The following is a 14,034-nucleotide window of genomic DNA, read 5'->3' as shown; positions in this document are numbered from 1 at the left end:
GGACGCCGGTGTCGCCGTGCCCACCACGCTCGCCGACTTCAACAAGGCTGCGGTCACGTTGAAGCAGAAGCAGGCCGGCAACTCCAAGTACTCCGGCTTCTGGGTGCCCGGCCAGGACTGGCGTAACGGCATCAGCTGGCTGTTCGCCAACGGCGGCGACATCGCCACCCAGGAGGGGGCAAGTGGGTCGGCAAGTTGTCCTCGGCCAACAGCATCAAGGGCCTGACGCAATGGCAGGATCTGGCCAAGAACTCCACCGTCGCGCCGAAGGACGGTAAGGACGCCGAGCCGTGGACTGCCTTCAACAACGGCCAGAACGCCATGTTCATGGCGCCCAGCTGGGCCCGGTGGAGTGTCGACAAGTCCAAGACCGCTGACCTGGGCGCGTTCGCGCTGCCGGGCACCGACGGTGGAGCGGCCCCGGTCTTCGCCGGTGGTTCCGACCTGGGCATTGCGGCCAAGTCCAAGAACCAGGACCAGGCGTTCAACCTGTTGAAGCTGATCTACAGCGACGACTACCAGAAGCTGCTCGCCAAGAACGGCCTCGGGCCGGCGAACTCCAACTTCACCTCGCTGATGGGCACCGACGAGTTCGCCAAGGCCGCGATCTCGGCGGCCAGCAACTCCAAGCTGACGCCGACCTCGCCCAACTGGGCCGGCATCGAGACCTCCAACGTGATGGAGGCGTTCTTCGGCAAGATCGCGAGCGGCGCTGACGTGGCCAGCACCGCCAAGGCGACCGATGCCGAACTGGAGAAGGCGCTGAACGCCAGCTCCTGATCCACCGGGCTCGCAGAGCCCACACCAACTACGTCGGGAGTCCGGCGACCCCGCCAAGCCGGGCTCCCGACGTACACCAATCTTTCTGCCCAGCAATCGAATCGACCAGGCCAGGACATGACGATCCTCATCAACGAACCCGTGACCGTGACGGGCCAACAGCCCAAGAAGGTACGGCGCCAATGGGTCAGTCGGTCACTGGGTCCCTGGTTGTTACTGCTTCCCGCCATCGTCGTGCTGGCCATCGGACTGGGCATCCCGCTAGTGCGCCAGTGCATCATGGCGTTCCAGCACTACGGCCGCGCCCAACAGTTCGGACAGCCGGCCACCTTTAACGGGGTCGACAACTTCAAGGCCGTCTTCACCGATCCCGACGTATGGGCCGTGGTCATCCGGTCCCTGGCCTTCTGCGCCGTCAATGTCATCGTCACGATGCTCATCGCGACCGCCATCGCACTGCTGATGACCCGCATCTCGACCGTGCCGCGGATCATCCTGCAGGTTTGCCTCCTGCTGGCTTGGGCGATGCCCGTCATCGCAGCAATGACCGTGTGGCAGTGGCTCTTTGACACCTCCTACGGCGTCATCAACTGGACACTGGTTCACCTGGGGTTCTCCGGTTTCGACCAGCACAACTGGCTGATCAATCCGCTGTCCTTCTTCTTCGTGGCCACCGTGATCGTGGTCTGGATGAGCGTGCCCTTCGTGGTGTTCACCCTCTACGCGGCCCTCACCCAGGTCTCCGACGAGATGCTGGAGGCCTCCGCGCTCGATGGAGCCAGCGGTCTGCAACGACTCCGCTACATCATCTACCCCACCATCCGACCGGTGATCTCGATCGTGGTTCTGCTCCAGATCGTTTGGGACCTGAGGGTTTTCGCCCAGATCAACTACTTGCAGGGCGTCGGCGGAACCGTCAGTGAGACCAACCTGCTCGGCACGTTCATCTACCAACTCGGCGTCGGTAACAGCAACTACGGCGTCGCCTCGGCGTTGGCCCTGCTGGTGCTGTTGATGACGCTGATCATCAGCTCGGGTTACATCCGCTCGTTGCTGAAGGAGGCTCAGGCATGAAATCCAAGGCAATGCGCACCCGCGGCTGGAACACCGTCGCCATCCTGCTCGCGGTCCTGTGGGTCTTCCCGGTCTACTGGATCGTCAACAGCTCGCTGCAACCGATCGAGAAGCTGCGCGGCACGACGCCGGCCTTCTTCCCCAGCTTCGACTTCTCCGCCTACAGCAGGGTTTTCGGTGCGGACTTCCTGGCCTCGCTGAAACTGTCGCTGATCGTGACCCTCATGGCGATCGTCGCAGCGGTGATCTGCGCCTTCATCGCCGCGGTGGCGATCTCCCGGTTCCGCTTCCGGGGCCGCATCTCCTTCATCCTGATCGTGCTCGCCGTGCAGATGATCCCGCCGGAGGCGTTGTTCATCTCCCAGTACAAGATGCTGGCCGACTGGAACCTCTACAACACCGCCTTCGGCCTGGCGCTGCTCTACACCGCGATGATCCTGCCCTTCACCATCTGGATGCTGCGCGGATTCGTCGATGGCGTGCCGCTGGAGCTCGAGGAAGCCGCGATGGTCGACGGGTGCAGCCGCATCGGCGCGTTCTTCCGGGTGACCTTCCCGCTGCTCGCGCCGGGCCTGGTCGCCTGCAGCGTCTACGGATTCCTGCAGGCCTGGAACGAATACACCCTGGCCGTCGTGGTGATGGACCCCAACAACCGGACCCTGCCGCTGTGGCTGCGCGGACTGTCCAGCGTGTCCAACCAGGCCGTCGACTGGCCGGCCGTCATGGCAGGGGCGACCCTGGTCGCGGTGCCGGTGATCGTGTTCTTCATGATCGTGCAGAACAAGATGGCCTCGGGCCTGGTGTCGGGTGCGGTGAAGGGTTGATGAGCGCCGACATCAAACGCGCGGCGTACGGCGTCCTGCTCGCCGCGTTCGACGGCACCTCGATCCCGGCTTGGCTACCCGCCGCCTACGAGGCCGGGCTCGGCGGAATCTGCCTCTACGGCAACAACATCGCCGAAGGATCCTCACTCGCGGCGCTGGGACGCGAGGTACGCGCCCTGGCTCCGGACGCCGTACTCACCTTGGACGAGGAGGGCGGGGACGTCACCCGGCTGCACGCTCTCGACGGTAGCCCCTACCCGGGCAACGCCGCCCTCGGTCGGGTCGACGACGAGGACGCCACGCGCGTGGTCGCCGCCGCCGTCGGTACCGAATTGCGCGATGCGGGAGTGTGGTTCAACCTCGCGCCGGTGGCCGATGTCAACAGCAACTGGCGCAACCCGGTGATCGGCACCCGCAGCTTCGGTGCGGACGCGGAGCTGGTCGGGCGGCACACGGTGGCCTATCTCACCGGCCTCGCCGACGCGGGTGTCGCCGGCTGTCTCAAACACTTCCCCGGCCACGGCGACACCGCGACCGACTCCCACGTGTCACTGCCCACGGTGACAGCCGACGCGGCAACCCTGCGCGAGCGCGAGCTCCTGCCGTTCCGGATGGCCATCGCGTCACAAGCGCCGGCCATCATGACCTCGCACGTTGTGTTGCAGGCCCTCGATCCCGGCCGCCCCGCGACCCTGAGCCACCGGGTCCTCACCGAGCTGCTGCGCGACGAACTGGGCTACGACGGGGTCATCGTCACCGACGCGCTCGATATGGCCGGTGCCAGCCAGGGTCGCGGAATCCCGGCCGCTGCCGTCGAATCCCTCGTCGCCGGAGCGGATCTACTGTGCCTGGGCCCGCTTCTCGGACCGACGCCGACGGTACTGCTCGAGTGCGTGCAGGCCATCGAAGCCGCGGTCCGTGACGGCAGTCTCGCGGCCAACCGGCTGCTCGACGCAGCGCAGCGCGTCGGCGCACTGCGGCAGCGATGGACCGGCGCGGCCATGCCCGATCCGGCCACCATCGCCACCGGACGCGCTCGAGCACGAGCCGTCGCCGACCGGGTCGTGTCCGACGCGCCCCACCTTGCGCCCGGCCCGGTCACGGTCCTCCGCATCACCAGCGGCACGAACCCCGCTGTCGGAGAGACGGTCTGGGGTCAATTGGCCCTCGGCTCGAGTACCGACGTCGCCGTCGATGCGCTCGATCAGACTGTGCCGCCGAGCGGACCAGCGGTGATCGTCGGGCGCCGGGCCAGCAGTGATCCTCGGGTCTGGGCGTGGCTGGCCCATTGCCTGGAGCAGAATCCGGAAGCGATCGCCGTCGAGCTGGGCTGGCCCACCCCCGCCGCCCTGCGACACCCGGCCGTGGTGTGCACCTGGGGGCAGGCCCGCGTCCTGACCGACGCTCTTGCGGAGGCATTGCGTCCCGGGTCGCACCTACGATCAGACAGGTGAGCATCGCACGACCTCGTCTTGCCCGAATCGCCGCTTCGTGCGCGTTGGCGCTGAGCCTGACCGGTTGTGCGTCATCGATCCATCTGACGCTGCCCTCGGGCGCCACCAGCTCGACGCCTCCAGCCAGCCCTACGCCTTCAGCAAGCCCGACACAAAGCACCACCCCCGGTAGCAGCGCGTCGAGTACCGGCGGCTTGCCCACCGCCGAGGACCTCACCCGCCAGATCGCCGCGAACTTCACCACCGCCAAGAGCGCTCACCTGGTCGCGACATACACCAAGAACGACGAAACGCGGACGCTGGACGTCTCCGGCACCGTGGACGGCAGCAACCAACGCACCGTGCTCACCATCAACAAGGACAACGTCAAGGCGGAGATCCGCACGGTCGACGCGCGCGTCTACGTGAACGGCAACGAGGCGTACTACCGATACTCCGGGGTGCCGAGCTCCCGGGCCAAGCAAGTCGCCGGACGCTGGTTGTCGATCCCGGCAGCCAGTGCCGCATCGACCACCCGGGACTTCACGTTGCGAACCATCTTCAGCGACCTGAACTCCAACCTGTCCAGGAGTGAGAGCCGCGGCCTGACCGTCACCGAGTCGAGCCGCGACGGGAAGAAGATCTGGCAGGCAGCCAACGCCCAGACCACGATCCTGGTGGCTGCCGACGGCAGCGGCCGGCTGCTGCGCGCATCCAACAAGGGCCTGCTGAACACCCAGGCCTACACGTTCGACCAGTGGGACTCGGCACCCACGGTCGATGCCCCGTCGAATGCGGTGACGACCTGAGCGCGACCAGCACCTACCATGACCGGATGACCCGTCACGTCACCCGAACCACCCTGTCCGTCGCTGCTGCTGGCCTGGCCCTTGCGCTGGCCGCCTGCGGCGGCACCACCACGGTCAGCACGACCGGCAGCAACTCCGCCGGTGCGAGTACGACGACCGGAAGCTCCACCTCCTCCGCCAGCCCGACGTCGACCACCAGCGCCGCCGCGGCAACTCCCACCGTGCAGGGTGCCGTGCGCCAGATGAACGCCGGCTTCGCGCAGGTCAAGAGCGCGCACGTGGTCGCCGAGGATCTCGATGGCAAGGACACGATCAAGATCGAGCTGGCCGGAACCGTCGACGGCAAGAACCAGCGCGGCTCGATCTCCAACAGCTCCGCCACCGACGGCGGTGTGGTGCAGTTCGTCGTGGTCGACGGCAAGGAATACGTGAACGGGGACGCCGCGTACTACAAGTCCTCGGGCAACACCAAGGGCTCGACCTACGCCGGTAAATGGGTGGTGGTTCCCTCGACCGCCGCCCAGAGCTTCAGCGATCTGACCCTCAAGAGCCTCTTCGATGAGATGGAAAGCGACTTCAGCGACGCCAAGACCACGAAGATGAAACTGACCACCGTTTCCGAGAACGGTGTGCCGGCTTGGCGGATCGCCGACAGCCAGACCACGGGGATCATCGCCGCCGACGGCTCGGGACATCTGATGCGCGCCGAGCACACCGAGGGCGGCAAGACCGAGAGGTACGTCTTCGACCGGTGGAACGCTGTTGCCCCGGCCACCGCACCGGCGGGGGCCATCCAGGGGTGAGGGTCAGTACCCCGCCAGCGCCCAGGCGGTGACCGCCAGCGGCAGCGCGATCAGCACCGCGCTGACCAGGCTCACGATCACCGTCTGGGCAGTGTAGGAACGAGTATCGGCCAACCGCTCGAGACGCGCGACGGCCGGGGCGCCGCCGGTACCCATCGCCCCGGCGGGATGCGGTGCATCCGCCAGCAACACGATCGCGCGGGCCACCGGCGTGCGACCCACAACCTGTTCGGCGCCGCGGTCGGCGAGGATCTCCACCAGCAAGCGGCCGCGACTCAGCCCGTGATCACTGCGCAACGCGGTGGGTACGGCGGTGTGCAGCACCGTGAAGAACTCCAGGATCAGGTCGTGCCGCTGCCGTAGGTGGGCCACCTCGTGCGCCAGGACCGCCTGCAGGCCGACCGGTCCCAACCGCTCGCCGACCGCGTCGCTGACCACCACACGGCCACTGAGGCCGGGGACGCAATACGCCGTCGGCGTCTCGAGCGCGAGCACGCGCAGGGAGTGCGGCGGGCTGCCCAGGGCGCGCCATCGACGTACGTCGGGTAGCGGCTCGCCGCCGGGATCCACCGCGAGCAGGTCGACGAGTTCGCGATGTTGGCGCCGGGAGGTCCGCAACGCCGTACCCACTCGATGGCCCCGGACGGCCAGGCGACCGCACAGGACACCGGAGATGACGACGGCCACCAGCACCAACGGCAGGTGGGCAGCGGGATTCGGTAGGTCGGGGCCGTCACGGACGACGCCGAGCACGGCCACGGGGGCGAGCAGGACGCCGGCCAGGATCGCGGCGACCGAAACCGCCTGCCACAGGAACAGGCTGGAACCCGGCGCGCGCACCTGACCGCGCCACCGCGGCAGCACATGGGTCGTGAGCACGCATGCCGCCGCGATGAACAGAAGAATCAGCGCCGGCACCCCTCCATTGTCTCGCAATCGGAGGGCTGCCGGCGCCGGTTCGCAGGCGATCAGACCGGGTCGGGTGCTTCCTCGTGGGCGGCGTGCTTGGGCGTGTGCTGCGAGGAGTCGCCGCTGATGGCCTGCAGCTTCTCGCCCTCGACGTCCACCGCCGGCAGGATCTTGTCCAGCCACTTCGGCAGCCACCAGGCCTTCTCCCCCATGAGGAACATCGCCGCCGGGATCAGGGTCATGCGGACCAGGAAGGCGTCGAAGAAGACGGCGGCCGCGAGCGCGAAGCCCATCGAGACGATGAACTGCTGACCTTGCAGCATGAACGCCGCGAACACCGAGATCATGATGCAGGCCGCGGCCGTCACGACGCGGGCACCGTGCCGGAAGCCGTCGACGACGGACTCATGGGCGTCGGCCCCGTGCACGTGGGCTTCTCGCATCCGGCTGACCAAGAACACCTGATAGTCCATCGCCAGGCCGAAGACGATCCCGATCAGGATGATCGGCAGGAAGCTGACGATCGGTTCGCCGGAGAAGATCCCGAAGGCGCCCTTCTGGAAGATCATCACCGTCGCACCGAACGTCGCGAGGACCGACAGCAGGAAGCCGATCGTGGCGGTGAGCGGGACCAGGATGGAGCGGAACACCATCATCAGCAGGATGAAGGCCAGGCCGACCACGATCGCCAGGTACTTCGGCAACGCCGAGGTCAAGGCGTCGGAGACGTCGGTCTGGATGGCGGTGACCCCGGTGACGCCGACCGTGGTCTTGGTCTGGGATTCGATACCTGCCTGACCGTCGCGCAGGTTCTGCAGCAACGTCGTCGTCGCCTCGTCGTCAGGACCCGACTTGGGCGTGATCAGGATCTGCGCACCCGTGGAGTCCTGGTTGACCGCGATCACCTGGGCGTTGGCCACGTCACCCTGTTTCGCGGCCCACTCGGTGACCCCGCCGAACGCCGCGAGGCGCTCCTTGGGGTCCTGGATCCCGGTGGCGTCGACCACGGTGATCAGGGGCGCGGCCCGGCCGGGGCCGAAGCCCTCGGTGATGAGGTCGGCGGCCTTGCGCTGGGTGGTATTGGTTGCCGCCGTCGAGTCGGTCGGCAGCGCCAGGTGCAGATCCTTGGCCGGCACCGCCAGCACGATCAGCACCAGCGTGATGATGCCGCCGATGACGGCCGGTCGCTTCCCGATGAAGCGTGCCCAGCGGACACCGTTGTTGATGACTTTGCCGTCGGAGTCGAGTTCGCGGTGCGGGGTGCGGAACGAGCCACCGAACGCATGCGACTTCAACATGCCGAGGATCGCCGGCAACAGGGTCAGGGCAACCAGCACCGCGAAGAACACGGTGCCCGCAGCCGCCATACCCATCGTGGTCAGGAACGGGATGCCGACGACGGCCAGCGCGGCAAGTGCGATCAATACGGTCAGGCCCGCGAAGACCACCGCGGAGCCGGCCTTTCCGACCGCCAGACCGGCCGCGTGGGCGCGGTCGTCGGTGTTCCGCAGTTCCGAGCGGTACCGGGACAGGATGAACAGGGTGTAGTCGATCCCGACCGCCAGACCGATCATCGTGGCCAGGATCGGAGTCGTGGTGCTGATAGTCGTGAACTTGCTGGCGATCATCACCCCGATGGTCCCTGCGCCGACGCCGACGAAGGCCGACAGGATCGGCAGGCCGGCGGCGACCAGGGAGCCGAAGGTGATCAACAGGACCAGCGCCGCGACCGCGACACCGAGCAGCTCTCCCGAGCCACCCTCGACATCGAAACTCTGCATGCCGCTGCCGTTGACCTCGGCCTGCAGACCGCTCTTGCGCGCGTCGGCCAGTGCGTCCAGCACCGCATCCTGGCTGGCCGGCTTCACATCGGTCACCTTGGCGACGTCGAAGTCGAAGGTCATCGTGCCGATCCGGCCGTCGGCGGACAGCGGTAGCAGCGCCTTGGCGTTGGCCTCGGCGACCGCCTGCGGCTGTCCCTGCTTGACCGCGGCCTGCACCGCCATCTGGTACTGCGCCGCCGAGGCCTGCACCGGGTTGACCAGCGTCTTGGCGTCCGCCGGCATCTGCGGGACCTTCTTCAACTGCGCGATCAGGTCGTTCACGGCATTGGAGTACGTGGGCTCCTTCAGGGTGTGACCCTTCGGCGCAGCGACGACGACCGTGACCGATGCCTGGTCCTCGGCGTTCCCGGTGCCCGGGAAGAGCTTCTGCTGCATCGTCTGCGCTTGCAGCGACGGGATGCCGGGGATGGAGAAGGTGTCCTGATAGGGCTGCTTAACCGCTCCCGCCAGGGCGCCGAACCCGACCAGCGCCACGATCCAGGCGGCCAGGAAGTAATACCACTTGCGGTACGCCGCGTGGCCGAGCTTGTAGAGCAGAGTCGCCATGGTTCCTCGTTCGGTGAGTGCGGTTCAGCGGATGGAAAGTAGGGACCGGGCCACCCGCAGGTGGTCACGGACGATGGTGTCGAGGCTTCGGTCGTCGGGGCGCTCGACGAATTGGTCCAGGGCGCTCCCGAAGACCCCTTTGATCACACTCAGCGCGACGCACGCCTCTTCGCGCGGCAACCCGGAGCGTTGCTCGACCAACTCGGTCATGGTCTTGGCGATGTCATCAAAGCGTTCGATCGCCGCGTTGAACACCCTCGGATTGGCGATGAGGCAATCTCGCATGGTGGCCCACTGCTCGCGGGTGAGTGGTCCCCACACGGTCAGCAGCGCGCAGACCAGTTCGCCGAGATCGCCGAGAATCTCACCCTGCGGGCCACCGGCCACGAACCTCTCGACGGCCTCGGTGGGCAGGCCGGGACGGGCGCCGAGGACGGCATCGAGCTTGCCCGGGAAGTAGTTGAACAGCGTGCGCCGGGACACCCCGGCCTGCTCGGCCAGTTCGTCGAGGGTGAAGTGGTCGTAACCCTGCTGGACGGCCAGACTCTGGGCGCAGAAGGTGATGCGCCGTGCCGTCTGGTCTCGGCGCGTCAGGGTGGACATGAACAAAACGTTTGCATTTTGATGCCTCAAAGTGCAATTCGGGTCGGTGTGATCCGCGCCTCACCCGGGTGCGCGGCAGACCGCCGCGTACCCCTCGGCGCGTAACCCGAGGGTGTGGGCGGCCTCGGCTAGGTTGAGAACAAGAAGCACTCCCGACGCGATTCTTCGAGGAAGACGACCATGACCGACTCCGATACCCCTAACACCCCGGACCCCCAGCAGCCCGCCCAGCCGGGCAGTCTCGGTCAGTCCTACCCCGGTCCGGAGCACACCCAACCGACCACCACGCACGGCACCCCCGCCGGCGGTCAGCCGCAGGCGCCGTACCAAGCCCCTACCCACCAGCAGGCTCCCCAGCCCGCCGCCGCGCAGCAGCCCGCAACCGGCCAACCGGCGCCCGGTCAACCGCGCCCCTCGCAGTACCAGCAGCCGACACAGGGCTATCCCCAGCAGGGCGCTCCCCAGGGCGCGCCGCGTCAGGGCTACCCCCAGCAGGGGTATCCGCAGCAGGGGTACCCCCAGCAGGGCGCTCCGCAGCAGGCGCAGCAGCCGAGCGGTCCGGGCTTCGGTCAACAGGCGGCAGCGGTGGGCGGCCAGTTCGCCAACGATGCCGGCAAAGTCGCCAAGGGCGCCGGTGACGGTCTGGGCGCGCTGTTCTCGGACCTGCAGTTCAAGAAGTCGCTGACCGGCAGGCTGGCCAGCATCGTCTTCCTCGGCGCCATCGTGTGGGCGGTGCTCAACCTGCTCAGCAACCTGACCTACTACTGGGGTTCCACCAACGGCTACAGCAACATGGGTGGCGGTTCGGCGACGTTCCACACCATCGCCGACATCATCTGGTTGTTGTTCTTCATCATCTCCGTGCGGATCCTGCTCGAGGTGGCGCTGAATATCGCCAAGATCGCCGGTCGCGACAAGGACTCGAGTAGCAAGTAAGCCGCCGTGGAGCGCACCGAGGCGCTGCTGGCCGACGGCCGACAGATCATCTGGTACGACGCCGACGGCACCCACCGGGTGCCGTCGGTCGATCGCCGGCCCTTGGAGCCGTCGGTCGTCATGTCGCAGATGCGGCATGACCCGCTGACCGGTGAATGGATCGCCGTCTCGTCGGCGCGGCAGAACCGCACCTACATGCCACCGGCCGATCAGTGCCCGCTGTGCCCGTCGCGCGATGGCCGGATGACCGAGGTCCCCTCGCCCGAGTACCAGGTCGTAGCCTTCGAGAACCGTTTTCCATCTTTCGCCACGCAGATCGAGGGCGTGATAACCGAGAACGACGGGTTCGAGCAGATCCGTCCCGCGACCGGTCGCTGCGAAGTCCTGTGCTTCACCAGCGATCACAATTCCACCTTCGCTGCGCTCACCCCGGCCCAGGCACGGCTGGTGGTGGACGCGTGGGCCGACCGCACGACGTACCTCAATGAACTCGAGGTCGTGAAGCACGTCTTCCCGTTCGAGAACAGGGGTATCGAGATCGGGGTGACCCTGCAGCACCCGCACGGGCAGATCTACGGCTACCCGTTCATTCCGCCCCGGGCGTACACCGAGTTGATGCACGCCGCCGCCCACCGTCAAGCCCACGGGCGGAACCTCTTCGGCGATCTCATCGCGTTCGAACAGGCGGGGCCGCGGACCGTGGCGAGCAACGAGGAATGGCTCGCGTTCGTGCCGTTCGCGGCCCGCTGGCCGGTGGAGGTGCATCTCTACCCGCTGCGGCGAGTGCACGACCTGAGCGAACTCGACGAGGCGCAACGCGACGCGTTCACCCTCATCTACCTGGACATCCTGGGCCGCTTCGACCGCATGTACGACTCGCGGCTGCCCTATATCGCCGGCTGGCAGCAAGCGCCGGCGCCCGATCCGGACAATCCCGACACGACCGCACTGCGCGACGAGGCATGGCTGCACCTGGAGCTCACCTCGATCCGGCGCGGGCCGGACAAGCTGAAGTACCTCGCCGGCTCCGAATCCGGGCAGGGTGCCTTCATCGCCGACATCCTGGCCGAGCCGCTGGCCGCGCGCCTCCGGGACCTGGCATGAGCGCGGTCCGGACGCCAGCGCCCCGCTCGGTCGATGATCTGGAGGCCACCTTCCGCGACCGGTTCGACGCGGCACCGGACGGGGTGTGGTTCGCACCCGGCCGGGTGAACATCATGGGCGAACACACCGACTACAACGGCGGATTCGTGCTTCCGATCGCCCTGGCGGAAGGCACCTGGGTCGCGGCGCGCCGTCGTGACGACGACACCGTGCGGCTGCACACCGACTCCCCCGACGTACCCGATCCGTCCGCGAGCGTCCACCTCGGTGAACTGCACGACGGAGAGTCGGTGGGGTGGGCCTCCTACGCCGCCGGAGTGGGTTGGGCGGCCGCGCAACGGGGATTCGACGTACCCGGCCTGGACATCGCCGTCACCTCCAACGTGCCCACGGGAGCGGGGCTTTCGTCCTCGGCGGCGTTGTCCTGCGGTACGGCGCGTGCCTGGGTCGATCTGGCAGGTTGGAGTCTGACGGACACCGAGGTCGCCGACCTCGGTCGGGACGCCGAGAACCACATCGCCGGTGCACCCACCGGGTTGATGGACCAGTTGGCTTCTGTCTGCGGGAGATCCGGGCACGCGATGCAGATCGACACCCGATCGGTCGAGATCACCCAGATCCCGTTCGACCTGTCCGCGCACGGCCTGGCGCTGCTGGTGATCGACAGCCGTGCGCCGCATGCTCTGGTCAGCGGGGAGTACGCCGAGCGGCGGCGATCCTGCCAGGAGGCCGCCGCGGCGTTGGGCGTCCCGGCGCTGCGCGACGCCACCGTGGCCGATCTGGACGGTCTGCCCGATCTGTTGCTACGTCGCGCCCGGCACGTGATCACCGACAGTGCCCGTGTCGAGCAGGTCGCCGCGTTGCTGACCGACGGCTCCGACCCGCGGATGATCGGACCGTTGCTCAACCAGTCGCACCTCTCGATGCGCGACGACTTCGAGATCACCGTGCCGGTGACCGACCTGATCGCCGAAACCGCTGTGCGCGCAGGGGCTTATGGCGCCCGACAGACCGGCGGTGGCTTCGGCGGGTGCGTGATCGCCCTGGTCGACCAGGACGCGGCCGAGACGGTCGCCGAGGCGTGCGTGGCGGCCGCGACGGCCGAGAACTTCAACGAACCGGCTTCGTTCGTCGCCGTGCCGTCCGACGGTGCTCGCCGGATCAGTTGATCCCGCCGTCAGAAACTCGGAAATCTGCACTGCCGCGGACGGCGTGGGCGCACGCGACCGAGACAGTGACGACGGCCGAGTAGGTGACCGCCCCGCCGTTCAGTAGCGGATGACCACGCGACCCTCGATGGCACCGTCCTTCATCTCATCGAAGATGTCGTTGATCTCCTCCAGGGACCGGGTGGAGATCGTCGGATGGATCAGGCCGCGGGAGTAGAAGTCCAGCGCCTCGATCATGTCCTGGCGCGTGCCCACGATCGACCCACGGACCGTGAGGCGCTTCAGCACGATGTCGAAGATGGGCGCCGGGAAGTCACCGGGGGCAACCCGACGAAGACGATGGTGCCGCCGCGCCGTGCCATTCCGATGGCCTGCCCGAACGCCTCCGAGTGCACCGCGGTCACCAATACTCCATGGGCTCCGCCGGTCTGGGCCTGGATCGCACCGATGGGGTCTTCGGTCGCCGCGTTCACCATGACCTCGGCGCCGTGTTCCTTGGCCAGGTCCAATTTGTCGTCGGCGATGTCCACCGCGGCGACTCGCATGCCCATGGCCTTGGCGTACTGCACCGCAACGTGCCCCAGACCGCCGATCCCGGAGATGACGACCCACTGCCCGGGCCGCACCTCGGTCTCCTTCAGCGCTTTGTACACGGTGACGCCCGCGCACAGCACCGGCGCCACCTCGTACGGGTCCGAGCCGGCTGGGATCCGCGGGGCGTACGTCGCGTCCACCAGCATGTATTCACCGAAGGAACCATCGACGGAGTAGCCGCCGTTCTTCTGCTGCTCGCAAAGGGTCTCCCAGCCGCTGCGGCAGTATTCGCAGTGCCCGCACGCCGACCACAGCCACGCGTTGCCGACCAGGTCGCCGACCTTGAAGCCTTCGACTCCCTCACCGACGGCCTCCACCTCGCCGACGCCTTCATGCCCGGGCACGAACGGCGGGCTTGGTTTGACCGGCCAATCTCCCTGCGCCGCATGCAAATCCGTGTGACAGACGCCGGAGGCAACCAGCTTCACGAGCAGCTCTCCGGGCCCGGGGGCGGGCTTGTCGTACTCCCCGACGGTGAGTCGGTCACCCAACTCCGTGACGTACGCAGCCTTCATCGTGCTCATCAGCATCTCCTGACGTCGCTGGCTCCGCCCCGTTGCGGAGCCGGACTTCAACGCTACTGGCCGCAAGGTTGCATCGGGGTTT

General features: G+C 67.4%; 12 protein-coding genes and 2 pseudogenes. 10 read left to right on the top strand and 4 right to left on the bottom strand.

The window, feature by feature from the left end:
* From ACFQBT_RS00230 to ACFQBT_RS00200, 7 genes and pseudogenes are all read left to right on the top strand, one after another.
* Positions 1-226, top strand: a pseudogene (locus ACFQBT_RS00230) (ABC transporter substrate-binding protein); the annotation flags it as partial.
* Complete coding sequence (locus ACFQBT_RS00225) at positions 196-780, top strand: extracellular solute-binding protein (RefSeq protein ID WP_377819850.1); 585 nt, start codon at positions 196-198, stop codon at positions 778-780. The pseudogene ACFQBT_RS00230 and the gene ACFQBT_RS00225, both read left to right, overlap by 31 nt.
* A 117-nt stretch (positions 781-897) precedes the next feature.
* Complete coding sequence (locus tag ACFQBT_RS00220) at positions 898-1,854, top strand: carbohydrate ABC transporter permease (RefSeq protein WP_377819849.1); 957 nt, start codon at positions 898-900, stop codon at positions 1,852-1,854.
* Positions 1,851-2,678 (top strand): carbohydrate ABC transporter permease, encoded by an 828-nt coding sequence (locus ACFQBT_RS00215; protein ID WP_377819847.1) that lies wholly within the window; start codon positions 1,851-1,853, stop codon positions 2,676-2,678. Before ACFQBT_RS00220 ends, ACFQBT_RS00215 begins: the two co-directional genes overlap by 4 nt.
* Positions 2,678-4,132, top strand: coding sequence for a glycoside hydrolase family 3 protein (locus ACFQBT_RS00210; protein ID WP_377819846.1), 1,455 nt, complete (start codon positions 2,678-2,680; stop codon positions 4,130-4,132). The genes ACFQBT_RS00215 and ACFQBT_RS00210 overlap by 1 nt, the downstream gene beginning before the upstream one ends.
* On the top strand, positions 4,129-4,920 hold the full coding sequence (locus ACFQBT_RS00205; protein ID WP_377819845.1) for a hypothetical protein: 792 nt from the start codon (positions 4,129-4,131) through the stop codon (positions 4,918-4,920). The genes ACFQBT_RS00210 and ACFQBT_RS00205 overlap by 4 nt, the downstream gene beginning before the upstream one ends.
* A gap of 26 nt (positions 4,921-4,946) precedes the next feature.
* Positions 4,947-5,723, top strand: coding sequence for a hypothetical protein (locus ACFQBT_RS00200; protein ID WP_377819844.1), 777 nt, complete (start codon positions 4,947-4,949; stop codon positions 5,721-5,723).
* A 3-nt stretch (positions 5,724-5,726) separates the two neighbouring features.
* Here the strand turns inward: ACFQBT_RS00200 and ACFQBT_RS00195 are convergent, their stop codons facing one another.
* Genes ACFQBT_RS00195 through ACFQBT_RS00185 form a run of 3 tightly spaced genes read right to left on the bottom strand, consistent with a single transcriptional unit; the run spans position 5,727 to position 9,625 of the window.
* Complete coding sequence (locus ACFQBT_RS00195) at positions 5,727-6,641, bottom strand: M56 family metallopeptidase (protein WP_377819843.1); 915 nt, start codon at positions 6,639-6,641, stop codon at positions 5,727-5,729.
* Positions 6,642-6,691: 50 nt separating this feature from the next.
* Positions 6,692-9,022, bottom strand: a complete 2,331-nt coding sequence (locus tag ACFQBT_RS00190; RefSeq protein ID WP_377819842.1) for an MMPL family transporter — start codon at positions 9,020-9,022, stop codon at positions 6,692-6,694.
* Positions 9,023-9,046: 24 nt separating this feature from the next.
* Complete coding sequence (locus ACFQBT_RS00185; protein ID WP_377819841.1) at positions 9,047-9,625, bottom strand: TetR/AcrR family transcriptional regulator; 579 nt, start codon at positions 9,623-9,625, stop codon at positions 9,047-9,049.
* Between the two features lie 180 nt (positions 9,626-9,805).
* Between ACFQBT_RS00185 and ACFQBT_RS00180 the strand changes: the two genes are divergently transcribed.
* Genes ACFQBT_RS00180 through galK form a run of 3 tightly spaced genes read left to right on the top strand, consistent with a single transcriptional unit; the run spans position 9,806 to position 12,834 of the window.
* Positions 9,806-10,561 (top strand): DUF4282 domain-containing protein, encoded by a 756-nt coding sequence (locus ACFQBT_RS00180; protein ID WP_377819840.1) that lies wholly within the window; start codon positions 9,806-9,808, stop codon positions 10,559-10,561.
* 6 nt (positions 10,562-10,567) lie between these two features.
* Positions 10,568-11,665, top strand: a complete 1,098-nt coding sequence (gene galT / locus ACFQBT_RS00175) for a galactose-1-phosphate uridylyltransferase (RefSeq protein WP_377819839.1) — start codon at positions 10,568-10,570, stop codon at positions 11,663-11,665.
* Positions 11,662-12,834 (top strand): galactokinase, encoded by a 1,173-nt coding sequence (gene galK / locus ACFQBT_RS00170; RefSeq protein WP_377819838.1) that lies wholly within the window; start codon positions 11,662-11,664, stop codon positions 12,832-12,834. Before galT ends, galK begins: the two co-directional genes overlap by 4 nt.
* 99 nt (positions 12,835-12,933) lie before the next feature.
* Here the strand turns inward: galK and adhP are convergent.
* A pseudogene (adhP, locus tag ACFQBT_RS00165) lies at positions 12,934-13,952 on the bottom strand (alcohol dehydrogenase AdhP).
* Positions 13,953-14,034: the final 82 nt, after the last annotated feature.

Source organism: Branchiibius cervicis, from assembly GCF_042661605.1.
In the GTDB taxonomy this organism is placed as follows: Bacteria; Actinomycetota; Actinomycetes; order Actinomycetales; family Dermatophilaceae; genus Branchiibius; species Branchiibius cervicis.
This window is presented reverse-complemented; position numbering and strand designations above follow the sequence as displayed.